Origin of the sequence: Acaryochloris sp. IP29b_bin.148 (genome assembly GCF_028285565.1) — a bacterium.
Lineage (GTDB): Bacteria > Cyanobacteriota > Cyanobacteriia > Thermosynechococcales > Thermosynechococcaceae > Acaryochloris.
On the sequence record NZ_JANQOY010000243.1, the window covers coordinates 1 to 25290 of the forward strand.

Annotated in this window: 16 protein-coding genes and 1 tRNA gene; 5 read left to right on the forward strand and 12 right to left on the reverse strand. The window is 49.1% G+C overall.

Going from position 1 to position 25290, the window contains the following annotated elements:
- Positions 1-96: 96 nt before the first annotated feature.
- From Q0986_RS22115 to menD, 7 genes are all read right to left on the reverse strand, one after another.
- A complete protein-coding gene (locus Q0986_RS22115; protein WP_299416157.1) occupies positions 97-3213 on the reverse strand; it encodes a response regulator in 3117 nt (1038 codons plus the stop codon).
- Positions 3214-3279: 66 nt separating this feature from the next.
- Entirely contained in the window at positions 3280-5397 is a 2118-nt protein-coding gene (locus tag Q0986_RS22120; protein ID WP_299416160.1) for a methyl-accepting chemotaxis protein, read from the reverse strand.
- 51 nt (positions 5398-5448) lie between these two features.
- Positions 5449-7407, reverse strand: a complete 1959-nt coding sequence (locus tag Q0986_RS22125; RefSeq protein ID WP_299416163.1) for a methyl-accepting chemotaxis protein — start codon at positions 7405-7407, stop codon at positions 5449-5451.
- Between the two features lie 96 nt (positions 7408-7503).
- Positions 7504-7965, reverse strand: coding sequence for a chemotaxis protein CheW (locus Q0986_RS22130; RefSeq protein ID WP_299416167.1), 462 nt, complete (start codon positions 7963-7965; stop codon positions 7504-7506).
- Between the two features lie 11 nt (positions 7966-7976).
- On the reverse strand, positions 7977-8339 hold the full coding sequence (locus Q0986_RS22135; RefSeq protein ID WP_299416171.1) for a response regulator: 363 nt from the start codon (positions 8337-8339) through the stop codon (positions 7977-7979).
- Positions 8340-8409: 70 nt separating this feature from the next.
- Positions 8410-9591 (reverse strand): response regulator, encoded by a 1182-nt coding sequence (locus tag Q0986_RS22140; RefSeq protein ID WP_299416174.1) that lies wholly within the window; start codon positions 9589-9591, stop codon positions 8410-8412.
- 743 nt (positions 9592-10334) lie between these two features.
- A complete protein-coding gene (gene menD, locus Q0986_RS22145; protein ID WP_299416177.1) occupies positions 10335-12104 on the reverse strand; it encodes a 2-succinyl-5-enolpyruvyl-6-hydroxy-3-cyclohexene-1-carboxylic-acid synthase in 1770 nt (589 codons plus the stop codon).
- Between the two features lie 240 nt (positions 12105-12344).
- Between menD and Q0986_RS22150 the strand changes: the two genes are divergently transcribed.
- Positions 12345-12426: transfer RNA gene (locus Q0986_RS22150), tRNA-Leu, on the forward strand.
- Between the two features lie 3 nt (positions 12427-12429).
- Here the strand turns inward: Q0986_RS22150 and nadA are convergent.
- On the reverse strand, positions 12430-13395 hold the full coding sequence (nadA, locus tag Q0986_RS22155; RefSeq protein ID WP_366918662.1) for a quinolinate synthase NadA: 966 nt from the start codon (positions 13393-13395) through the stop codon (positions 12430-12432).
- Positions 13396-14048: 653 nt separating this feature from the next.
- On the opposite strand from nadA, the gene Q0986_RS22160 reads away from it, so the two are divergent.
- Positions 14049-14336: a cell division protein SepF gene (locus Q0986_RS22160; protein WP_299416180.1), complete on the forward strand. Its 288-nt coding sequence runs from the start codon at positions 14049-14051 to the stop codon at positions 14334-14336.
- Positions 14337-14351: 15 nt separating this feature from the next.
- Here Q0986_RS22160 and Q0986_RS22165 read toward each other — a convergent pair whose 3' ends face one another.
- Positions 14352-14522 (reverse strand): hypothetical protein, encoded by a 171-nt coding sequence (locus tag Q0986_RS22165; protein ID WP_299416185.1) that lies wholly within the window; start codon positions 14520-14522, stop codon positions 14352-14354.
- Between Q0986_RS22165 and glcD the strand changes: the two genes are divergently transcribed.
- Positions 14521-15990, forward strand: a complete 1470-nt coding sequence (gene glcD / locus Q0986_RS22170; RefSeq protein WP_299416188.1) for a glycolate oxidase subunit GlcD — start codon at positions 14521-14523, stop codon at positions 15988-15990. The two genes, Q0986_RS22165 and glcD, sit on opposite strands and share 2 nt — an antisense overlap.
- A gap of 69 nt (positions 15991-16059) precedes the next feature.
- On the opposite strand, the gene Q0986_RS22175 is transcribed toward glcD, so the two are convergent.
- Complete coding sequence (locus Q0986_RS22175) at positions 16060-16572, reverse strand: pentapeptide repeat-containing protein (protein WP_299416191.1); 513 nt, start codon at positions 16570-16572, stop codon at positions 16060-16062.
- A gap of 316 nt (positions 16573-16888) precedes the next feature.
- Here Q0986_RS22175 and Q0986_RS22180 point away from each other — a divergent pair, with 316 nt between their 5' ends.
- Complete coding sequence (locus Q0986_RS22180) at positions 16889-17899, forward strand: AIM24 family protein (protein WP_299416196.1); 1011 nt, start codon at positions 16889-16891, stop codon at positions 17897-17899.
- A gap of 697 nt (positions 17900-18596) precedes the next feature.
- The gene (locus Q0986_RS22185) at positions 18597-19358 is read left to right on the forward strand and encodes a response regulator transcription factor (protein WP_299416199.1); all 762 of its coding nucleotides are present in this window, start codon (positions 18597-18599) and stop codon (positions 19356-19358) included.
- Here the strand turns inward: Q0986_RS22185 and Q0986_RS22190 are convergent.
- Both Q0986_RS22190 and Q0986_RS22195 read right to left on the reverse strand, forming a co-directional pair.
- Complete coding sequence (locus Q0986_RS22190) at positions 19355-22075, reverse strand: DEAD/DEAH box helicase (RefSeq protein ID WP_299416202.1); 2721 nt, start codon at positions 22073-22075, stop codon at positions 19355-19357. The genes Q0986_RS22185 and Q0986_RS22190 overlap by 4 nt on opposite strands.
- Positions 22076-22148: 73 nt before the next feature.
- A partial coding sequence (locus Q0986_RS22195; RefSeq protein ID WP_299416206.1) for a hybrid sensor histidine kinase/response regulator occupies positions 22149-25290 on the reverse strand: 3142 nt, incomplete at its 5' end.

Below are 25290 nucleotides of genomic sequence, written 5' to 3' on the forward strand. Positions count from 1 at the left end.
GTAAGCTGATAGACATGGCTGAGGTAAAGCGGTACGACATACTGCAAATATATGCCCCAGCCTTTTCTCATGCCCTATTTCTTCGTCGAACTCACGTTAATTGAGATGAGCCTTCACCCGATTAATCAGTTCTGGTGTTGAGAACCCTTTATTCAGATAGTCGTTAGCACCGAGCCGCTCAGCCTCTTTGCCCCACTCTTCCGACAGTCGGGAAGACACCACCAGAATGGGCATCTCCATCTCTGACTGGCGACAACGGTCAATTAAGGTGAAACCATCCATATTCGGCATCTCAACATCTGTAATCATCAGATCGGGGATGCCGTTAGTTTGCAACCATTGCCAGGCTTCTTGGCCATCACTACAGGTAAAGGTGACAAACCCATAGGTATTCAGACTACTTTCCAACCGTCGACGCATCAGCGCTGCATCATCAACGACCAAGATCGTTTGGACGGCATCAGGCAGCTGCGGGTTTTCCTTTTCAGCCTCAGGTCTGGTGATCGAAGACTGCGTAGCTAGGGTCTCAGCTAGGGCAATAGGATTTAAGACATTTAATAAACAACCATCCGCTTGTAAACTGACGCCCAATAAGGCCGATGGACTGACTAAGGGGTGGGGAAGGGGCTGAATCAGTAATTCTTCCTGACCCAACAGATCATCTGCAATCAGCCAGACATCCGCGTTGTCTCCTGGAAGCTGCGTACGCACACAGATGGTGGTGTCAGACAAGGTCGTTGGCTGTTGCCAGAAGGTAGATAAGGCGTAGCCTGGAGTCGATGTATGCCCCGTAGTAATCTGCCATTTGGGAGCATCTCCGTCCGCAGGTTGGATGTTCATCACACCCGCCATCATAATCTCTTGAACATCATCCGTGGGCAGGGCAACCGTCCGCTCACCCACTTGCAAAAGAACACAGGGCACCAGAAGCTGGGGGGCAGGAATTTCAATCGTAAAGGTTGTGCCTTGGCCCACCTGGGTATCTAGCAGCAGACGACCACCAATACTAACAATTTGGCTGGCCACCACATCCATACCGACCCCTCGCCCAGACACTTCACTCACTGTGCTGCGAGAACTGAATCCAGGCTGACAGAGAACCGCAACCAATTCAGCAGGCGTTTGAGTCTGCGTCAGGTCAAAACCGCGCTCTTGGGCAAGTTGACTCACTTTCTGGGCATTGATTCCCCGACCATCATCTTGCAACAATAATCGGTACAAATTGCCATGTCTCTCCAGCGTCACTTGGATGGTGGCTTCCACAGGTTTACCCTGTTGCAATCGCTCCTCTGTGGTTTCAATGCCGTGATCATAAGCATTCCGCAGCAAATGTAGGAGAGCCGGTTCCAGCTGTTGCACCACCCCTGCATCCATTTCCACCAGTTCACCTTGAATGTTTAAGCGAGCAGGCTTGCCATAGCGATTGGTCAAGTCCCGAAGAATGGCTCGGGCTCGCAGCGTTAGGTTACGGAAAGGCACCAATCGGCTGGTTTCAATCCCGTCTTTGAGCTGCGAGATATTGCGATTGAGTTTGTCTAAGTTGCCCACCGTCTGCAGGGACATTCCTTCCAACTCTGCTCCCAACTCAGACATCCGCAAAATATTTTCTAACAGTCGGTTAATGGTCGTATAGCCCTGGCGATATCGCTCTAGGGTGAGACCACTGTCCGACTCCTGCACATCACTGATATCACGAAGCAGGGCATAGTCATCTTGGAGTTGTCGCAATCGAGAAATATACTGCGCACTTTCTTGGGTCAGAGTGGTCAACTGGGCCAGTTGAGATTGCAATATAGAAGATTCATTGAAGGCCGCCCGAGCCGTCAGCAGCGTCTCAACCACCTGCTGGGAGGACTGGCTCAGCCGGGTTAAGGGCACAGGAATTTTAATATCCTTTTTGACTTCCTCTTTTTTGCTCTCAACAGCGGGAACCTTAGTAGGAGCCGTAGACGCATGGGCAGGCTGAGAAGGGGTAGGGAAGAGACCCGGCAACGTCATTTTAGGATCAACCCTCTGCTCTGAGTCTGCTGCAGGACTCTCCTCAGAGTCCTCTGCTAGGTCGAACTCTAATAGGCTTTCAAAGTCAATACCCGCCGCTTCTTCCAGAAACTCATCCGATAGATCAGCAAAATCAGCAATATACTCTTGCTCAGTGCTGTCTGGGGCTGTGATCAAGTTATCATCCACCTGGGCGGCTGGTGTTTCCAGGCGCTCGGGGGTCATAGCATCTAAATCAAGGGCTAAATCTGGATCTAAGTCATCAAAACTGAAGTCTGCCATATCTAAGTTGGCAGCCAGATCTGTCTCCAACGCGAGTTCTAAGGTCTCCTCAACGTCTCCATCCGCAACCTGCGGTGGTGCAGTGATCGATGGGGATGCACTGTCTGCAAAGGGCGGCTCAGCGACGAGGGAGGATAAAGTCTCTTGTTGAGCAGGGGTTAATTGACCACTCTGCTTTGCACATTGCTTGAGTAGATCAAAATAAATCGGCCATTGCTGACGCCACCATTGAGCAATCGGCAACTGCTGCAACTGGGTTGCACTCTGCAACAGGGTAGACCAATCTTCTGCGAGTTGAAGATCCTGACCGATTTGCTGCAGCTGGGCCAGCATTTGTTGGGCAGTCGCGAGCGTTGGGATCGGAACCGCTTGATCCGCAAGCTGATTAACCGCCATTTCTAGCTCCAGAACCACTAGGTCAAAGCCTTGCTCGGCAAATTCTTGATGGACCTGAGTGAGTTCATCCCAGTTGGGAATGTATTGAGCCTGAATCTGTTCATGGAGTGTCTTAATCCGATTGACGGTGGGTTCGACTGAGGAACCGTCAGAGCCAGATAGTTCCAAACAACTGCCGAGCAGCTCACCCGCTTCCAACAACATTTGATGGAGATGCCCATTTTCGAGGGGGGGAGCCTCTTCTAAATAGCGTAGATCAGAGAGTAAATCTTCCAGAACCATGGCCGCATGGAGAACGGCGTCGGCTCCAACCGTTACAGCGCTGCCCTTAATTGTATGGATGGCTCGGTAGATATTCTGGATATCCGCAACCCAACTATTGGGGTTGAGCTGCTGAGTTAGCTGAAAATAGGTCTGCAGATGTTCTTGACTGTCAATCTCAAACATGGCTTGCAGTTCTCTCTGCAGCTCAGCCTCAGGATCACTATTCAAGGGAGATATTGGCAAGGGTTGTGAGAAATCGGGGTCAGTCATCATATCTCTACAGAGGCAAAAGGGGTGGTTGTTCTGATGGGGAGAAACGTCAGGTCATGGGTTGTTGGCTTATGCGTCAGCAACAACGGCCAGCGGCAAGTTTGCTGCTGTCGGTTCTGCTTCAACTTCTATGACCTCGGACTCGGTTCCAGCATTTAACTGGAAGAACTCCACCATATTAGTCAGGGTCCGAGCTAACTCTCCCATTGAGGCTGCTTGTTCACGAGTGATATTGGCCTGGGATAAGGTATCTTCTGCCTCACGAGAAATGGTTTGGGTGGCAATCAAGGTACTTTGGACTGCTTCAAAAATATCCTCGTTTGCTTGCTTCACCTGCTGGCCAGCTTGGGCAACTTGATCGGTTGCAGCTTGCATATTGGTAAATGCTTGTCGCGACTGCTCCACCTCGTTGGTAAACTTGCGAACCAGTTGGTTAATGTCACTCACATCTTGGTTGAGACCAGAGGTGACGGTTTGAATTTGGTCGGTTCGTTGTTGGAGCTGGGCTAAGGTTTGATTGGTTTCTGAGGCTAAGTCATTCACCTGGCGGGAGACAATTTCAAACTCCTTGGCAATGCTGGCAAATTGGGCTGGGTCTTTTTCCTTCACTGCCCGAGTAGACAGCATGGACGCATTCAACGCCAACACCCGTGTTAAGGACGCCACCCGTTTTTGATCTTTAGAGAACTGGGAGGCGAGATCAACAAACTCGTTCAAGAGCTGAGTCCGTTTTACAATCTGATCGGTCCCTTCTTCTAGACTGGAAATCCCCTGCACCATTTCATTCATCTCTTGTTGACCGGTCTCAACCGCTTGTTTGGCCAGCTCCAGTGCTGTTTCGGTGGAGGTCGCCTGGTCACGGGAGTTTTCCGTCAGGGTATTCACGTTTTCCATCAGCGATCGCACATCCGCAACCGACTGGGTTTGGGTTTGGCTCCGGTCTGCGGTTTCCACCGCCAATCTCTCTAGCTGATCCGCATTATCCGTGACTTGAACAGCCGTAGAGGAAACCACCGCCATAATTCGGTGCAACGACTCAATTAAGCGGTTCAAGGTATCTGCAACCAATCCAGTTGCCCGCTCATTCACCTCCGCTTCAATGGTTAAGTCGCCATATTCGACTGCTGAAACCACATCTAGAATATGGCCCACATCCTCTTGCAGTAGCTCACTTTCAGCTCGAATCTGCTGTTCTTGCGCCGTCCGCTGGGTGATCTGACTTTCCAAGGCCTGGTTGGACTCTAGCAAGTTTGCTTGAGAGCTTTCTAGGGCCGTTTGAGAGCGCTTACGTTCTTGGATATACCCTCGCACCGTCAGGTAGAGGATAACCCCAGTTAAGGCCAAAACCACCAAGCTAATCACGGCAAACGTCAAAGACCAGGTGAGCCGCTGTCGATAGAGGCTTAGCTCAGCATCCACCTTCGATCGAATCGTAACCAGGGTGCCCTGAATTCCGTCATTATAGATGCGCTTTTGCTCTTCATATTCTGGGCTAAGCAATAATTTTAGCGCCTGGGGGGCTTGCTTGTTGTTGACCAGTTCAAAGGCCTGTTCTTCATAGGCGACCAGCTTCTGGTTCGCTGCATCCGTTTGTGCTGGATTAGATTGCTCTGAAACAGGGAGTTCCTCCAGCACCGCCTGAATGGTTGCATCGAGTTGGGGAACATAGGTTTCATAGCGGCTTTGCCACCGTTTCTCCCCTGTACTAGCACCCATCCGTGCTGACATTGTTAGCACTTCGTCTAAATGAATAATTGAACCACTTTGCTCCCGCAGCTTAAGCTGCTTGGCCAGTGTCGTTTGCAAACCTTGATTAATTCGCCAAATATTCCATGCTGAGATACCCGTGAGTGCCAGGCTGACCAATACAGCCGCCACCACTGTTCCCCCTAAACGTCTCTGTAGCTGGCGTTGGATATCCTGCAACCAGGAGTCCTGATCAATCTCTTCTCGGACAACGACCTTCGCTGGTATTTGCTCAGGCTTGGACTCCGTCAAGACTTGCCCAGAATCATCCGTCTCATCTAGGGGGTTAAGAGCCGCTTCCACACCCATCTGTGTACCATCCGCATCCAATTGCTCCAGATCCTCTTCCGCATTCAGGGGCTTGAAGGGATGCTCAGAATTGATCTGCGCCAAAGGATCGTCTTCAGGGATAAAAGAAAGCGATGGGTCGTTCGTCATCATACTTACCTAGTTTCAGTAGACCAAAGGGGGGCAATAATTGAGTGATATGCTCTAAACCGCAACAGCAGACTCTGATACGGTTGTCTCAGGTTGGGGAGGGGCATTGTCTGGGAGGCTCTCATTGGCGTCCAGACGGCTGTCATCATCTGCTGTTGGCAGCTGAAAGACTTGCACCTTGCCCAACAGGTCACTCGAGAGCTGATTCATGGTATCCGCCAGTTGCTGGGCATTTTCAGATTGGCTGGCAATTTGAGTCGAGAGCTGGGCAATGGCAGCCATCGTCATCGCGGTTTTTTCAGAGGTCTGCACAATCTCTTGACTGGTTTGAGTCACGGTCTCACCCGACTCCACCGCCTGTCCCGTCACGTCCTGAACCGTCTGAAACACCTCTTGGGTATGGCGAAACCCTTGGGTAAAGTCGTCCACGACGCCACCTAGACGCTGCACATCGGCATCGACATCTGCCACCACTCGGTGAATTTGAACACTTCGTTGTTCAAGGGACCCGAGTCCCTCGTTCGTCTGCTGCGCCAGCTGACTCACTTGGTTCGCAATGGATTCAAATTCCTGGGCCACCGCCGCAAATTTCTTCGGATCGGTTTGCTCAGAGGCACGGGCCGCAACCAGGGCAGCGTTCAGGGCCAACATTTGGGTTTGTTCCGCAATATCGCCTTGGTCATGGACAAATTGATCCGTTAGACCCACAAACTCACCCAGGGTTTTCATTTGCTGAACGATGCGATCGCTCCCCTGTTGCAACACTTCAATATCTTGGCTCAAGGTCCCAATCTCGATTTGTCCTTCAGCGACCGCCGTATTGAGAGTCACCAGAGATTGATTGGTCGCCGACAACTGTTGGGCTGCGTTGTTGGCAAAGGACCGTACATCATCGACCAACCCCAGCACTTGCATCACCTCTTGCGATTGCTGCTCAGTATTTTGAGCCACAACCTCAGAGATATCTTTCTGCTGATGACTACTGGTCGAAACTTGGCGAGTCGTGGTAGCCACCTGCTGCAAAATACCGCCTAACTCTTCAATCAGTCGATTCAGAGTATCGGCAATCAATCCAGTCGCTCGCTCATTTACGGTCGCTTGCGTGGTCAAATCTCCCTCTTCCACCGTCGCCACCACATCTAGCAGCGCGATAATATCTTCTTGCAGTTGGTCATTATCTTTGCGAACGGCCTCCTCTTGTGCCGTTCTCGACTCAATTTCTTCCTGGAGTTGACTATTAAGGACCAACAGATCAAGCTGGGACTGCTTAACCGACTCCTGCGCTGCTTGCCGCTCACGGATGTAGCTTCGAACGGCTGATAATACCAAAATCCAGCCCGCTAACAACAGAGGGAAGGCAATGCTCGCAAAGGCGATGGAAGCGGTCAACTGTTGCTGATACGCTTGCAACTGCTGCTGAATTAACGCGTCAATTTGGTTTAAAACCCGTTGATTTCCCTCGGCATATTGCGCCTTGAGCTGGCTATATTCATTCCCGAGTAGAAGCTGTAACGCTTCTGGGGCCTTTTTCGCTTCGACCAGTTCAAAAGCCTGGGTTTCCAATTCGATCAGGCGAGTATTGGCGGCATCCGTCTTGCTGGCTTCTGTGCGAATCGCTGGCGTCACATTCTCCAGGGTCTCACCAATCGCCTCATCCAGCAGCGGCACAAATTGGTCATACCGTTCTTGCCACTGCAGATTGCCTGTACTGGCTGCCATCCGAGCAGACATCGTCAGGACTTCATCATAATGGGCGATTTGACCTGTGCGCTTTTGTAGTTCAAACTGGCGGCTGACGGTCTCTCCGAAACTGCGATAAATACTCCAAATATTCCAACTGGAGATGCCCGTCAGCAACAGACTGCCCACAACCGTTGCCGTAATCGTACCGATTAAGTGATTGTGGACAAACGTCTGAGCACGCTTCGCTGGAGAAGCAACCATTGGAGTAGACTCGCGTTCAACCGAGAAGGTCTGTTCTGAGACGTTGGGTTGAGGTTGACCAGAGTTCATAAGCAAAATCTGAATACAGTAAATTGATAACCATCAACGAGACGCAAGTCTTGTTGGCGCAAAGGTGAACTGGATCAGGACGCAATCCTGACGGACTTAAACTTGAGGGTGCCACAAATCCGGGGAAAACCAATCATTCTGGAGGCAAACCATTCCTGCTGTTCCCTCAGGATGTAAGGCTGTTGTTTCAAACAAAGCATCTGGCAGCATTTCCCGGCTTTTACTGCCAAGGGCTTTATCGACCACCAGACCCACATTTTGGAGGGAACCCGCCGCCTCACTCAGATGAATAATCGTTGAGGTTTCCCGCAGATTCGCTTCTTCAGTCTGCAAAACTTGATAAGCAGAAACCAACGGCAGGATGTGGCTATTGTGATGAGTGACGCCGATCAATGGCGCAGAATAAAACGGTAGGGCTAAAATTCGCGATCGCTGAACTCGGAGGATTTCAGTCACCCAACGAGTTGGCAGCACAAGCACCCATGACCCGACTTGAGTCAAAATATATCGATCGTGTTGCGATACTGGGGGGATTGGTGAAGTGACAGCGGCTGACATTTAAATCTCCCCTAAGCACTCAATCGTTGTAAAACTTCTCCGACTGTTTCATTCGTCACGGGCTTCGTCAGATAATCATTGGCTCCCGCCCGTTTGAGACCGTAGTTCACCTCTAGGGGCGTTTTTTTGCTAGAGCAGAAGACCACATATTGTTCTGCGGTAGAGGGATTGAGTCGGAGGGAACGCAAAAATTTGTAGCCATCCTGGCCAGGCATAACCACATCTAAAAACACTAAGTTGTAGTTTCCCGCCTCAATTTTGGGCAGAGCGTGATCGGTACTGTCACACTCATCCACCTCGTGCCCCAAGTTTTGCAATACATTGACTAATGCACACCGATCAACAGCACTGTCATCAATTACCAATAAACGCATAATATTCTCCAAAAACCTTGCTTAGACCAAATCTAGGATTGTACTGTTCGCGACAATAATGATGGATCTGCTATACACTTCCACCTAATAAGGGAGCAGATACTAGCGTCTGAATCAGCTCTTGTAGTTGAAGTTGAAACTGATTGACTTCTGAAGAAGATAAGGGTTTGGTCAGAAACTCGCAACCACTCCACTGGGCTCGCCACTTGTTGGATAATTTTTGTTCACCCGTCAAGATGACGAGGGGAATGGAGGCGAACTGAGGCTGTTGACGAATTTGCTTCACTAACTCAAACCCCGTAATACCTGGCATATTGATATCGATGAAGACAATGGCAGGGGGGGTCTGGGCAATAGTTTGCACAGCCGTTTCAGCTTGCTGACAAACTTTTACCTGATATCCCAAGCCCCCCACTAAACTTTGGAACTGCTTTAACACCAAAGGCGAATCATCAATAATCATCACTGTGGTTGACCGCGTCTGCTGTACGGGCTCAAGATTGAGCAGATCGGCTCGCACCCATTTCGCAAATAACTGAGCGACTTCCAGCGGATCTTTGGCTAAGCCAACAGCAATTTGGTTGAGGGGCCGCTGATGGTTCACCACTTTTTCGATCCATTGTCGCTGCGCCTGGGGTAGATTGGCCGCCTCTATCGCCTCAGGTTTGAGGATAGGCAACATATTCATGGAGGGAATCAGCAACCGCAACTGTTGCCATAATGCTTGCCGTTGCAGAGCTTCGTTGAGCAGCTCAGCGAGAGAAAACCCTGTGATGGGTAATTGATTTTGCAGTTGCGGATCGGGGATAAAATGGGCTTCTCCAGCCCCGAACATTAAAAATGAATCAAAGTCGTTGAGTAATTTTAATCGCAATGCCTGCTGCAACTGCTCTGGATGAATCCCCAGCTGAAACATGTGCTCGACAAGCGCTTGTGGGGTAATCGCTTGCTGTTTAACAGCAGCTTGCCAACGTGCCACATGAGACTTAAAGGTCTCATGTCGAATCTGCAACATGTACCGTTTCGCAATCTGCAAAAGTTCGCGGGCGCCCCAAGGTTGCCCCCCTGAATAGCCGATGATGCCTGCATCCGTTATGCCTACATAACCGTAAGTGGATGGCTTACGGGCAGAAAATCTTGCAAACTGTAGTTTCCAGTACCCATGACTGCATTGCGGTGATGTATCCAATAGTTTCTGCGCCAGTTCCTGGGACTGAAACGAAAAGTGCTGAGTTTGTTCTAAGGTCTGCATTCTAGTTGTCCTACAACAACATTATCGACAACCAAAAGATTTCTAAAAGAACAGTGCTGGAAACAGCAATTCTCTACTCATTTTTAAGATGCTCGAACAAAAAAATGATTTCTGTGGCTTGTCTAGTAGACTTAGTATTCCCATCTGCAGACATGAATTTGGCAGAGAAAAACTAAAATTCTACTGATTGCATCAAGAATCTTTTTGATTGCATCAAGAATCTTTTTGGTTGCATCGAGAATCTTTTGGGTTGTAGATACGACTGAACGGCCCCCCTGATTCCCCCCAATAGAAGCAACCCCTTTCAGAGCGAGTGGCTTCTATAGCTCTTTTCACGACAACGAACTCAACCTCATTGGACGAGGTAGGTAAGAAATACAAGCATTATTAGAGAAGTATAAAGCAATGTAAAAGCTTTGTCAGGTCTGCTTTTGAACGGACCTAAGACTTCCTTTCCCTATCGTTATCTGGGACGCTTGCTTTCTCTTCGATTGATACTCCTAGATCGAGTGATTGAACCGAAGCTTAATTTTAGCTTATAACCTTGACTTATACCCTAAAATTAAGCTTAAATTACGTTAAAATCAACGTAAATCTAGTAATTTAGATAGCTCAAGCTTCCCAGTGCCAAAAGCGCCTAAAACTGGCTTAAATTACGGTTCAAAGCTGAATTTAAAGAGATTGATATCCTGGAATTTTTGTATCATTAAATACATTTTAAAAAAGTAATTAAAGACTCGCGATTAGATCGCTTCTGCCCCTTGATCCAAGAGTCTCTTTCTCCATTGCATATCATCCTGGCCGTTACAGTTTAGCTCTAGAATGCGGATGCCTCTTGCGGGTAAGTCCCTGAGGCAGCTCGTCAGATGTTGCCAAGACTGGATTTTTTCCCAGCCAATGCCATAGGTTGAGGCGAGTTGTTGGAAATCAATATATTGGGGGGTTTGAAAGTAGTTCAAAAAAGGGGGGTCAAAACCAACAATTGGTAACATTTGAAAAATCCCTCCTCCATTGTTATTGATAACAATAATAGTCAAATGTCCCTGCCAATGATTGCGTAATAAAAAGCCATTGGTATCATGCAGTAAAGCTAAGTCTCCCGTTAACAACACGCTGCTCGGTTGATGATGGGATATCCCCAAAGCGGTAGATAACGTGCCATCAATGCCATTGGCCCCTCGATTAAAGTAAGGCTGCACCCGTAATCTACCAGGTTGCCAAAAATATTCCACATCCCGAATGGGCATGCTATTGGCAATGAATAAGGGTGTACCTGCGGGTAAGGATTGCGATAGTAACCAGGCCACTTTGCTTTCTAGTAGCCCAGTTTGTTGTTGCATGGCGCTATTGATGGTGGTGCGCATGTTTTGTTCTGCGGTTAACCAAGCCTGTGCATAGGGCGGCCAAGAGGAGGGGGCTGTGGGGGGCTGCAATTCAAGTAATTTTAGGTGGGACGTTAACGCCTCAACTTGGATAGATAGATGGATCGCCCGACTGTGCAGGGCATCAACATTCTGCCCTGTTGAATTTAGGATCCAGGTTTGTGGCTGACAGTGGATCAGCCAGGCTCTCAGAACTTTGCTAGTGGGGAGTTCTCCCAAGCAAATCACTTGCTGTGGCTGTAACTGGGCGGTTAAATCGGGATGACGCAGCAGTAAGTCATAGGTTGCAATCAAGGATGGATTGATATCCGCCCAGTTTCGTAGGGGGGAAAGGCCCTCTGCTAACACAGGCCAACTCAAGTTGCGAGCTAACAGAGCAACAGCTTCACAATAGCGCTCTGGGGCAGAGGGTTGGGCTGGGCCAGCAATAATCAGGCCGCGATCGCAAGTTTGCCACGTCTGTAGCCATGATTTTAATGCTTGGGGATCAAGCGCTGTGGTGGCAGGTGAACGGGGGTACAGGTGAGCGAAGAAATGCTCGGCGTTAAAATCTATGGCTAGCGCTTCAGTGGCCGGATCAGTCACTGGGGCCAACGGATCGCGAAGGGGGATATTTAGGTGCACAGGACCGGCAACAGGCCATTGCGATCGCTCCCAGGCATGCACCAGGGTTTGTCTCAGATAGGCCAGCATCGTGGGTTGCGAGTCTGGCAAGGCCAATTCGACTTGCCAGCGGGGATAATGTCCGTATAACTTGACTTGGTCAATCGCTTGGCCCGCATGACAATCTCGCAGTTCAGGTGGGCGGTCTGCCGTCAAAATCAATAAAGGGACTCGGCTTGCCGCTGCTTCAATCACGGCGGGATAAAAATTGGCACCCGCTGTCCCCGATGTGCACACTAGCACCACAGGCAATCCTGACCGACGAGCGATGCCTAAAGCAAAAAAAGCGGCCGATCGTTCATCTAAAACCGGAATGGCTTCAAGGTTTGCCTGGGCGGCAAATGCAACTGCTAAGGGGCCAGACCGTGACCCTGGACAAACAATAGCAGTCGCTAAGCCCAATCGACTCAGCGTTTCCGTTAAAACTGACGACCACAGCGTATTGATATTCCGAAAATCAAGTGACATATCGCAGCAACGTTAAAACGGCCGTCAGGTGAGATTATCACAGACCCAGGTGCATCAGGATGGGATGGGCAGCCCTTGACCAGTGGTCAGAGAACCAGCACCTAACCATCGCTATTCTCCACCCTATACCGCTGGCAAAATTTTATTTCCTCAGGCCAGCGAACATCTTAAAGATATGTTGGTATACTAAATGAGCTTTACCTCAGTCATCTCGACTAGGGTTAAAGCGTCTCCTAGTCTGCGGATGTGGTGGAATTGGTAGACACGCACGCTTGAGGGGCGTGTGGCTTATGCCTTGCGAGTTCGATTCTCGCCATCCGCATTATCATATGCTCATAGCTAACATACGCTGAATGGGATGGAGCGCAGCCTGGCGGATCGGTTCAGATAAGGTGATTTCTGGCTTGCGATCGCGCATGGCTACATACAATTTCTCCAAGGTATTCAACCGCATATAGGGACATTCGTTACAAGCACAGTTGCCCGTGGGGGGAGCGGGAATAAATCGCTTTCCAGGCGTCTGTTTTTCCATCTGATGCAGGATGCCCGATTCAGTGGCCACAATAAACGTGTCGAGAGGGCTCGTTTGCGTATATTTCAGAAGTGCCGTTGTGGAGCCAATGTAGTGAGCATGTCTCAGAATAGTAGATTCACATTCTGGGTGGGCAATCACCTCAGCCTGGGGATGCTTGGTTTTGAGGTCGATTAACCGTCGTTCAGAGAAGGTTTCATGAACAATACAGCTCCCTTGCCATAACACGAGGTCCCGTCCTGTCTCCGCCATTACATAGCGTCCCAAATTTTGATCAGGGGCAAAAATGATCGGCTGATCGGCTGGAATTTGGTTGACGATATGGACGGCATTTGAACTAGTGCAAATAATGTCGCTCATCGCCTTGATCTCAGCCGTGCAGTTGATATAGGAAATCACCAAGTGGTCAGGATGAGCGGCTTTGAACGCTGCAAATTGCTCAGGTGGACAACTGTCTGCAAGTGAACAACCAGCCTCCAAATCTGGTAACAACACCAGCTTGTCTGGATTGAGAATCTTCGCCGTCTCTGCCATAAAGTGGACACCAGCAAAGACAATCACCTCAGCATGGGTCTCGGCAGCTTGACGAGAGAGCCCCAACGAATCTCCTAAGTAATCTGCCACATCTTGAATCTCAGGTTCTTGATAGTAATGCGCCAAAACAATGGCATTGAGGTCTTTTTTTAGATCCTGAATGGCGGCCACCAAGTCATGGGGCACTGACAAGGCATCATTTGGGCGAAGGGCAGTTGTGAACACGAGCTAGCGTCTACTTGTTGATGAAGAATAAAGGTTTATAATTCTAATTATAGTGTATTTTACCAAAAATGCCTATACTTGGCATGGCAGTGAGTTGAGCCAGCGGCCAGCTCGATTGTGCTTTCCGCGAAATCGCACCATCAGATGATCAAATCACGTCAGATCATCAGCACCACTGAATTCACTTGGTTAAGGAATCCTCTAGAACGGCTAAGAACGATGAAGCAAGATTTTCAAATATTAAATTAAGGTAAGGCTTATTCGACTGGGCAGTGATGAGTTTGTATTCAGTGATAGCCTGAATGGAGGCAAATTGATTACACAACTAAATATCGCTGGTATCGGGGCACTAGCTGACACCTAGAGCATATTTTGACGATTATTCTTCCACTGAGGTTTTATGACTTCAAAATCTTAGTCCTTTAGCTAAGTTTTTGGTTGAGGAAGAGGAAGCTGATAGGGGGGAGGGGAAGTTTATCGCTTTACTATCAGTGTTTTGTAAGGTTCTCCAGCCGAATACGTTATTTGTTCGCTGGTAGATCGAGTGGGGGGTTCATCTCACTCTTTTTTAAGTTCGATAGATCCTTCACAGTTGACGTATTTTGGCCCCGGCGCATTAACACTTGAGCTATTTCAGCATCAATTCTCAAATCATGGATAATATCATTCCTCTCTTTGGTCATGCTCGTCCTGAGATTAGGGTCGTCAAACCCGTTTCTATGGAAGAAGCCCAACAGGCCATCGATCAACTCAAAGGTGGCCAGTTGATTATGTGCAACGTATCTGAACTCCCCATCCAGTTAGCTCAACGGATTATCGACTTTCTGTCGGGCAGCGTCAATATCCTCTCGGGAGAAGTTGTGAAGGTGGGTAGCGGTATTTTCCTATATAGCCTCTCAGAAATTGAAGTGGCTGGCTTTCAGGAGCCGCAATCTGCATAGATTCTCTACATAGCTTCAATTGGCAAAGACTGAATCTCTACCGATATCTTGGGCTGCCTGATAGGCTACAACGGCCAGATAGTTCAATCGCTTCACCCTCTGTCGTTCATGGAGTCCTGATTCTGGTCTAAGCTGGGCATAGACCGATTCTTTTAGAATTGCCGTTTTTTCAGAAGATGCCCTCATGATTGCCACAGATATCCCCCGCAACTGGCAACCGATTATCCGGCAGATGCAAACTGTAGTGGGCCAAGACGGGGTTATGGTCACCCCGGAGGAATTATCGGTTTATGAATGCGATGGGTTAGCCAGTTATCGGCAGCGGCCTAGCCTGGTGGTTCTGCCGCAAACGACCGCAGAAGTGGCCGCGGTGGTGGAGATTTGCGATCGCAACCAAATCCCCTTTGTGGCCCGAGGCTCTGGAACGGGCCTGTCTGGTGGGGCAATGCCCACGGAAGGTTGCGTCTTAATCGTCACCTCCCGCATGAATAAAATTCTCGACATCGATATTGAAAACCAGTGTGTGGTGGTGCAACCGGGGGTCATTAATGCTTGGGTCACCCAGGCAGTCGCACCAGATGGCTTTTACTATGCACCTGACCCCTCTAGTCAGATTATTTGCTCCATCGGTGGCAATATTGCTGAAAATTCCGGTGGCGTTCACTGTCTGAAATATGGGGTGACCACCAACCATGTCTTGGGGATGAAAATGGTCCTCACCAATGGTGATGTGGTGGATTTAGGCGGTAAAGTTGCCGATATGCCCGGCTACGATCTGACTGGGGTGTTTGTGGGGTCGGAAGGCACCTTAGGCATTGCTACCGAAATCACTCTCAGAATTTTACGCAGCGCCGATGCCATTTCAGTACTACTCGCCGATTTCACTAGCATTGATGCTGCCGGGAAAACCGTTGCCGACATTATCGGGGCAGGTGTGATTCCCGCTGGCATGGAAATTATGGATAACTTCAGCATCAACGCCGTGGAAGATGTGGTGGCGACAGACTGCTATCCCCGAGACGCAGGTTCTATCCTCCTAATTGAGCTGGATGGTCTGCAAGTGGAAGTCAATGCCAGTAGCGATCGCGTTAAAGAAATTTGCCGTCAAAACGGGGCTCGAAATATCACCGTCGCCACAGAACCCGAAGAACGACTTAAATTGTGGCAGGGGCGGAAAGCGGCTTTTGCGGCGGCGGGAAAGCTGAGTCCTAACTATTTTGTCCAAGATGGGGTGATTCCCCGAACGGAACTGGCCTATGTCTTAGGCGAAATCAACGCCCTTGGTGAAAAGTTTGGCTACCGCATTGCCAATGTCTTCCATGCCGGAGATGGAAATTTACATCCCCTAATTCTTTACGATGAGTCGATTCCAGGATCCTTAGAAAAGGTGGAAGAGTTGGGAGGCGAAATCCTGAAACTCTGTGTGCGCGTCGGGGGCAGTATTTCGGGTGAACATGGCATTGGGGCGGATAAACGCTGCTATATGCCGGATATGTTTTCGGAGGCGGATTTAGAGACGATGCAGTGGGTCCGCCATGTGTTTAACCCCAAGGAGCTAGCCAATCCTGGTAAGGTTTTTCCCACACCTCGCACCTGTGGGGAAGGGGCGCATACGCATTTGCCTGTGGAGCTTGATGGGGCAATGCTGTTTTGAGATTGTAGATATCTAACAACGTTCTTAGACAGCCTGTCAAAATGGTGCGATCAGACCCTTGTTATTAGATTATTGATTGCCTTCAGGAGTTTCCAGATAAAACCTGTCCCAAAGATTTCTGTCAGGTAATCTTTCCCAACTACTACCATCAGGGAAGATAGTTTGATTCAGAATAGCCTGCTCCAGATATATGACATCAAGTTTGTAAGCACCCGTCATATCAACTTTTGCTAAATTAGCCCCATCAAAACTCACTTCAAATAAATTGGCTTCTCTCAATTGTGCTCCAGTTAGATTAGCACCCTCAAAATTGGTGTTTCCAATGTAAGCACTTCGCAGGTCAGAACCACTCAAATCAGTAGAACCGAAATATGTATGATCTAAATTTGCTCCTCTAAAGAGGGTCTTCCTAAGATTCGCTTGCCCCAAGGAGGTATCTAGCAATTCAGCTCCACAAAGGTTGGCTTCTTGCAGATTAATCCCATTCAACTCTTGTCTAGTGAGAATGACTCCACTCAAGTCAACTCCTATAAAATCCCTTTCCCCATTACCATATCGTTCAAACAATTCCTCAGCAGTCATCTCTAATAACTCCCAAAGTACAGTAGTTAATCTTGATTTTCGTTTTTCAAGCCTTCACACCACATAGCTTGGACATCAAACACCAATTACACCACCAACTATAGAATTTTCTCCATCAAGCAAAAACCTCTGACAGAAATGTGTGAATTTTTCTGACCAGGGCAAGAGTTGGGCTTAATTTGAACGTTTCATTACAGACTTGAATCTGTAGCCTGCAATCTGGGAAAGCTATATCACATCGTCCCTTGCTCGCGCAGCTTGTGTGGACTTTGAGCAATAACATCTGTAGTTTGGTGAGCAGCAATTAGAGAGCATCATGACAACTTGGTATTTCAACTACGGCAGCGATCGCATCGGTCCCTTTGACGAAAAGCAAGCCATTGACCAAGCTAGACAAAATCCCAATGGCTATTGTTGGCGACAGGGCTTTACCGATTGGCTTCCCATTGCTCAAGTGGCCGAACTACAGGGAGATGCGGGTGCCGCTGCTCCGCCTCCCCCTCCCCCCGCAGGTCCGGGTGCAGCCCATGAGATTGACTATCAAATTTTCGGCGAAGACATGCAGTTCGTTGAAGTCGAACTTGATCCGGGTGAAAGCGCCGTGGCTGAGGCAGGCGCCATGATGTACAAAGATGCCGTTGTCCAAATGGAAACGATTTTTGGCGATGGATCGGCCCAGGCTTCCCAGGGGGGCTTTATGGATAAGTTAGTTGGGGCTGGCAAGCGCCTAGTTACGGGCGAAAGTTTATTTACGACCGTCTTTACCCACGGCGGACCTCAAGGCAAGGCCCACGTGGCCTTTGCAGCTCCCTATCCTGGCACGATTATTGCCGCCAAACTCAGTGATTATGGGGGACGGTTAATCTGTCAAAAAGATAGTTTTCTCTGTGCGGCCAAAGGCGTCCAAATTGGCATTCATTTCCAGAAGAAGATCCTCACAGGACTCTTTGGTGGAGAAGGCTTTATTATGCAAAAGCTCGATGGTACAGGCTTAGCCTTTCTCCATGCCGGTGGCACTGTGATTCAACGCGACCTGAAAGCGGGTGAAACCTTACATGTGGATACGGGCTGTCTTGTCGCTTTAACCAACTCTGTCCACTACGATATCCAGCAAGCAGGCAATGTGAAGTCCGTCATTTTTGGCGGAGAAGGCTTGTTTTTTGCTACTTTAACGGGACCTGGGCATGTGTGGTTACAGTCTCTGCCCTTCTCCCGCATGGCGGGACGGATGTTAGCGGCCGCTCCCCAACGAACGGGTGGCGGTGGTCGCGGCGAAGGCTCCTTACTCGGTAGCCTGGGTGATTTGCTTGACGGAGATAACTTCTAGAAAGGGTCTCCTCCAGTGCCCCTTAAGATTGAGGGCCTTCAATCACGTGATCAAGCAGTCCAAGTCATGTTTACCGAGCCTGATTAGCGGAGATTGTTGCAGGATTCTAGCATTTTCCTCTGAAATTTACTTAATACTGGCGAGTGTCTGTCACGTTGACGACCGATAGGCGATAAATCCATTGCTTAATAGACCGAATATTGATGAGTATTCAGTCAAGAAGCAAGGATGCCTTGCCGATAGGATGAATGCCGAAGAGCAGTTTTTTAAGAAATATTGCTAAGCTGCTGTATGGTGCAACATGGATTAATTTTGCTTCCTTAATGTTTAAAAAACTAGATCTTAGAATGAAGGTATAACATCCCCTCCCACCTAAGCGAACGTTGGGTTGCAATATTGAGAGTCTTTTTCTATCATGCAAAGAAATTCATTCACCTTGAAACAACGTCTATTTAGATAATCCCACTAAAAAATTTACATTTTTTTCCATTTTTGATTATGCTGGTGTGGACTCATAAAGATTTAACGCATCTTAAGAATTTGCGGTAGCTTTAGACAAGTGGGGGGGAAGGATAGGAGATGACCTTGTTTATAATCTTTACAAGCATGTTTTAAGAATGCAGAAACATTTCTCAATGAAGCGGTGTGACCTCCTGGATCAAGGCCGTTTGAATATCGTCCAGACTGAGCAGTTTGCATGAAAACTCGGATACTTGTAATTGATGATGATCCTGCGATCGCAGAATTGGTTGCGATTAATCTGGAAATGGCTGGCTACGACGTAGCCCAAGCAACCGATGGGATCAAAGGACAAGCATTAGCCGTCCAGCTACTGCCAGATTTGATTATTTTGGACCTAATGCTGCCCAAAGTGGATGGTTTTACCATTTGTCAGCGCCTACGACGTGACCAACGGACTGCCGATATCCCCATTCTGATGTTGACCGCCCTCAGCCAAACTCAAGATAAGGTCGAAGGGTTTAATGCTGGGGCGGATGACTATCTAACTAAACCCTTTGAATTGGAAGAGATGCTCGCCCGCGTGCGTGCCCTGTTGCGGCGTACAGATCGGATTCCCCAAGCCGCCCGCCACAGCGAAATTCTGAGTTATGGCCCGCTTACCCTTGTGCCGGAACGGTTTGAAGTTCTGTGGGTGGATAAAGTGATTAAGCTAACCCGTCTTGAGTTTGAGCTGCTTCACTGTCTGCTGCAACGTCATGGTCAAACCGTCTCTCCCAGCGAGATTCTTCAGGAAGTCTGGGGCTACGATCCGAATGATGATATTGAAACCATTCGAGTCCATGTTCGCCATTTGCGCACCAAACTAGAACCCGATCCTCGTCATCCTCAATACATCAAAACGGTGTATGGCGCCGGGTATTGTCTAGAGTTGCCGCATACTGCAGAAGCTGAGAATGCTGAAGCCAACAATGAGGAAAACCAGGCCTCTGTCACCTAAGGCGACGTTTCACTCATTGGGTCTTTGAGTAACACGTTCTCTGAAATGGCTGCCTCAATCTCGGTCTCAGGCAGTAAGCTAGTATCGCTAATCGGAAAACGATTCATCAGCTGCTGTGCTCGCCTAGCATTTTGTTGAAGCTCCCGAGGGAGGTAAGGCACAAAGGGGATTTGCGATAGCAAGTCAACCGTTCGTCGGAGAATCCGAACTAAATCTCCTGCATCTAGACTAGTGGCCTCACACAGATCGGGCCAACTGATGCCCAAGGCCCATTGCTCGACCAAGCCAACCAACTCGGTATCTAAGCAAACCGGACAGGAAACCTCGTGGCGATGTTGTTTTTGCAGCAGCTGTCGTCGCAGTGGGCGGAGGGGTTTAACCGCTTGTTGGATGGCAGCGCTAGGACGGAATTTGATGCGAACGTCCGGGCGTGTATTATCCACGATTAGGGCTGCACACACGGCAGCTAAAATATGAGGATCAAGCGTATCCAACACTTGGGATTGGAAGGCAAGCCCCAACCAGAGTTCGTTCTCTCCCCTAAATGCTGCGGTAATTTGGCCCAGTTCCGTGGGTCTGAGGTTCTCTAACCCCCGGAGTTGTTGCAGGATATCGACCAAGGCAATAAAGGCTTGCCACTGATGTTGAAATTGACGATTAAATTTCGTCTCTCGATCGTGCAGTTGCTTTTCTAAGGTGTGTACCCGCCGCTGCCAGCGGAGATACTTACTGTGATCCTGGCGGGACGCATGGGCAGGATGTTGCTGCATTTGCGCCTCTACCGCTTGTAATCGCTGCTGTTGATGGGTTACCTCTGGCGCAGGCTGCCAGGTACTATCCGGAATCAGTTGCGCGATGGGTAGGCTAGTAGCATCGCCCTGTTTAGACTGTCCCTTTTTGGTTAGGGAGGGAGGGACGGTGAGTTGTTTTACTTGTTCAGGGGGATCGAGCTGTCCATCTAGATGGATGACGTCTCCACGAGAGATAACGGACCAGTGGTTGTCTTGGCTCAAACAGACCAGGTAGGGAAAATGTCCCGGACTCGGGATCTGAGCGACAAATACACAGGCTCTAGGGGCTTCAGCTTTAGACTGTGCCAAGCTCAATACAGTCCCGGGGGCAGCATGATCCAGCAGTAGGGTTAATTCGCTGGCGCGAGTTTCCTGAGCCTGCTGATCCAAAATCTTGAGCAATCGGCGTTCTTCTTTCAGGCGCTGCTGTAATTTTTGGTAACTCTTTAAAGCCCCTTCATCGATGGTTCCCAGCTTCTTTCGGACCTGGGCCAATTCTTGTTGCAAATCGGTGATTGCCTTTTTCTGGGGGGACAGTTGGACGCTGGCAATATACTGACCGAAGCTTTGATCGATTAGCCCTTTGGACTCATCCAGGGTATGGGTTTGCAGTAAATTGAGCACCATCCCATAGCTGGGGGTAAACTGGCTGACTAACGGATCCGGCCCAATGGTGGCCAGGTAAGCCGCTTCCTTCGCTCCCTCAAACGGGGTTTGCACCGTGATCATATAGCCTTGCTCATCCATCCCTCGCCGTCCCGCGCGCCCCGCCATTTGCAGAAATTCAGAGGCAGTCAGTAAGCGATGACCCACATCAGTTCGCTTGGATAGGCTGGCAATAACAGTGGTACGCGCAGGCATATTGATCCCTGCCGCCAAGGTTTCCGTCGCAAACACCACTTTGATTAATCCTGCCTGAAAGAGTTCCTCTACCCAGGTTTTCCACTGGGGCAACAACCCTGCATGATGGGCCGCGATACCGTGTGCGATCGCAGCCAGCTGTTCAGGCCGTCCCACATCGGGATGTTGCCGTCGAAACGTCTCCATCTGTGCCTGCATGGCTGCTGATTCATCAGGGTTCAGGAGGTTGAGATGAGCCGTGGATTGGACCGTGCGATCGCATCCCTTACGACTAAAGATAAAATAAATCGCTGGCAACATCTCCCGCTCTCGCAAATGTTGCAACACTGCAGCAACATCAGGACTATCCGCCCGACGTTGATGACGATGACCATGATGTTTTTTCGCTTGCGCTTTGAGACGGGGGTTAAGCGCGGTCTGCTTTGGGTTCAGTAGCGGAAACAGTCCCTTCGCATTCGCAAACAGATAAGCCAAAGGAACCGGTCGCCACTCTGACTCAATTAGCTGGGTGGGACCATGCACCCAACTCATCCAGTCCGTCAGTTCCTGGGCATTCGCAATGGTCGCCGATAACGCAATCAGTTGAATGTCCGAAGGGCAATAGATAATGGACTCTTCCCATACCGTTCCTCGCTGGCGGTCATTCATATAGTGGCATTCATCTAAAATAACGGATGAAACCCCCTGCAAAGAGGTATTCACCAAGTCAGTCAGTGTGCCATAGAGGATATTCCGAAAAATTTCCGTTGTCATCACCAGAATGGGGGCTTCTCGATTAATCGAGAGATCCCCCGTTAGTAGTCCGACTGCATCGGCACCAAACATCTGCTGAAAGTCCCGCAGCTTCTGGTTAGATAGCGCTTTGAGTGGCGTTGTGTAGAAAACTCGTTCTTCTTTCTGTAAGGCCCGATAAATGGCATACTCACCCACCATGGTCTTCCCCGACCCTGTGGGGGCCGAGACAACCACTGATTGGTTAGCGTCCAGGGCAGCAACTGCTTGCTGCTGAAACGCATCAAGCGGGTACGGGAATAACTGCTGGAAGTCAGGTACGATAATGGGCAATTTGCTTACTCACCAAAGATTGCATTGGAGAAACTCTTTCTGAGCTTACGTGGAATCTTGCCCAATGTGTACGTTATTTGACCAACACCTCACCATTCAGCATCCGTTGGGCTGCATCTAGCAAAACCTCTTCTAAATAAGGCTTTGTGAAATATCCTCGAGCCCCTAATTCTGTTGCCATTTGCTTATGGCGAGCGGCTCCCCGTGACGTCAGCATAGCGACGGGTAAATCCTGTAAATCATCATCTTGCTGTAGACGCGACAACAGTTCCAAACCATCCATCCGAGGCATTTCCACATCACAAAAGACCAAGTCACAAGGGAGGCCTGAACGGAGTTTCTCCCACGCTTCCTGGCCATCACGAGCTTGTTCAACCCGATACCCCACCTTATTAAAGGTCATCGACAGCAGTTCCCGAACCGTGATCGAGTCATCCACAATGAGCACCATTGGATCGGTATCTTCTTCGACTTCTGTGTTCTCCAGAATACTCTTCCAGAGATTACTATTCACTTCCAATCGATCCAAACAGAGATCGACAATTTCCATGACATCCGCAATGGCCATAATGCCACCATCTCCGAGAACAGTGACCCCTGCAACCCCCATCGGCTTAGGTACAGGTCCGGCTAACTGCTTAATTACAATTTCTTGCTCGGCCAAAACCTGTTCTACTTCGATCGCAACCAGATCATCGGCACTGCGTAAAATCACGACAGATGCCATACCATCATCTTGGACATTACTATTGTTATAAGCATTGTTGCGCTTAAACTTACGGCTATAGGCCAACAATTCTCCTAAAGGCTTGCAAGGGAGTTGCTTATCTTGCCAGCTCACTAGAACTGGCCCCTCTGCATCCTGCCGGAGCTGTTCTTTGGGAACATCAATCACATCCTGCACCCCATCAATGGGGAAAGCAATTTGAGAGGCATTATCAATACAGCACAGCGCTTTTGTAATACTGAGAGTTAAAGGCAGGCGAATCGTAAACGTTGTCCCTTTGCCAATGCCCGAATCTGTGTTAATCACACCCCGAATCTCGTGGATACTGTTGCGAACAACATCCATGCCCACACCACGACCGGCCAGATCATTTGCCTGATCTTGAGTCGAGAAGCCCGACTTAAAAAGCAACGCATAGGCTTCTTGGCGAGACAGGTTATCGGCTTCGTCTTGGGTCAATAAATTTTTCTCGACGGCCTTGACTTTTACCCGCTCAACATCAATCCCAGCCCCATCATCCGTAATGGAAATAACCGCTTGATTTCCCTGGTAAAAGGCCCGGAGTTTAATGACCCCCTCCTCTGCTTTACCCAAAGACTGGCGAGTATCAGGCGCTTCAATCCCATGAAACAGCGCATTGTTGACCAAATGGGTCAGCGGATCGTATAACCGCTCCAAAATACTTTTATCGATTAAGGTATCACGGCCCTCCAATTCTAATCGGGCCTTCTTACCACACTTCATGGAGATGTCACGAACTGCTCTGGGCAAGCGTTCTGCCACTTGAGCAAAAGGTACCATTCGCGATTTTGTCAATCCCTCCTGCACCTGAGTCGTAATTTGACGGAACATCCGCGTCACTTGCTCTGTTCCTTCAACAATAAACTCAATATCCGAAGCTGCTTCACGCACACGCACAATGCGCTCAATCATTTCCTGGGACAACGTATGAAACCCTGTGAAGCTATCCATCTCTAGAGCATCAAACTGCTGACCTGTAGAGTGATTGCTAGAGACGCCATTCCCGCTGACAACGGCTTGCTGTTGGCGACTGCTTAACAAGGAGTTCTCTAATAGGGAGCGCTCATAGAGATCTTCCATATTGCGTCCTAAATCATTCAGTTGTTGGACCTGCAATAACAAATTGTCCAAAAACTGTCGCAAACGGTTCTGGCTATCCTCTAGCGAGTTACGGCTGACGACCAATTCACCAATCAGATTCCCTAAATTATCCAGCTGCTTAACGGGAACCTTCATGGTTTGCGCGATAGCACTATTTCGCCGTAACGGCTTCGTGCCTGTCCGCTTCTGAGCCGACTTGACTTTCTTCTCCGCAGGACGATGGGGCTCTTCTAAGAGTTTTTCCAGATCATTGAAATCTTCTCCTGACTCCACTGTGGATGCTGAAGCAGCAGCAGTTTCTGTTAATAAAGAATCTAAGCTGGCAAAATTCTCTTCTAAAGCCGCGGCAGAGGCTGCAATGGGAGCCTTCGAGTCAGCATTTGAGCTCAGCGCTGGTTCGCTAAACAAGTCATCTAAAAATGAGTCCGTGCTATCCGCAGCAGGTGATGTAATGTCATCTTCGTCCGCGAACAATCCAAGCCAGTCCTCAGATTCAGACGTTTCCGAAGCAGTACTACTTAAATCACCAAAGTCAATCGCAGGCATCAAATCTAGCAGTGCAGCCATCGGCTTTACATCTGCTGCTCGTTGAGCGAGGACTAAATCCCTGGCCTCTTTAATATTGGGAACAACGACGCCGGCTAAAGTTGCGAAGGAGTTATCCGGATGGGTAACGATGGCACCCACAACCTCCAATAATTCAGACCAACCCTTCAGTTGAAATTCTTGTCCCACTTGAGCCAGATTGTGGCAAATGGTTGTTAACGCCTGGCGATTCTCTGGCGTATCGGCCTGTTTGAATAAGGCCAAAATTTCTCGTAGATGCTGCAACACATCCTTTTGGAAAATTTCAATACATTGGGCATCCAGTACAGCAGGTTCAGCGATCGCAGCTTTTTGAAGCGTGGGAGCAGGACTATCACTTAAGAGCGTACTGAGATCAACGCCTGGACCCGCGATTGTCATTAGATGACTATTGATTTCAGTGAAAACGGGATCTACTTCCGATAGCGTCTTTTCAGAAATTTCCTCTGACAGACTGTAGGACTGTTCTAACTCTTCTGTCAGTACATGCAGGGCGTCAAAACTCTTGAACAACAAAGATTCAAGCTTTTGATCGACTTGGAGGTCATGCTCTTTGAGCACCTTAAAGTAGTCTTCCAAACGATGGGAAATATGCTGAATACTGTGAATCCCCAGCATTGCTGCTCCACCCTTAACTGAGTGGGCGGCCCGAAACACCTCATTGAGAGATTCAGGATCGGCAACAACGGTCTGCAAATTCAGCAAACCATGCTCGATTGTATTGAGGTGCTCTTTCGCTTCCTCAATAAAGTAGACCATAATCCGCTGCTGTTCTGGCTGC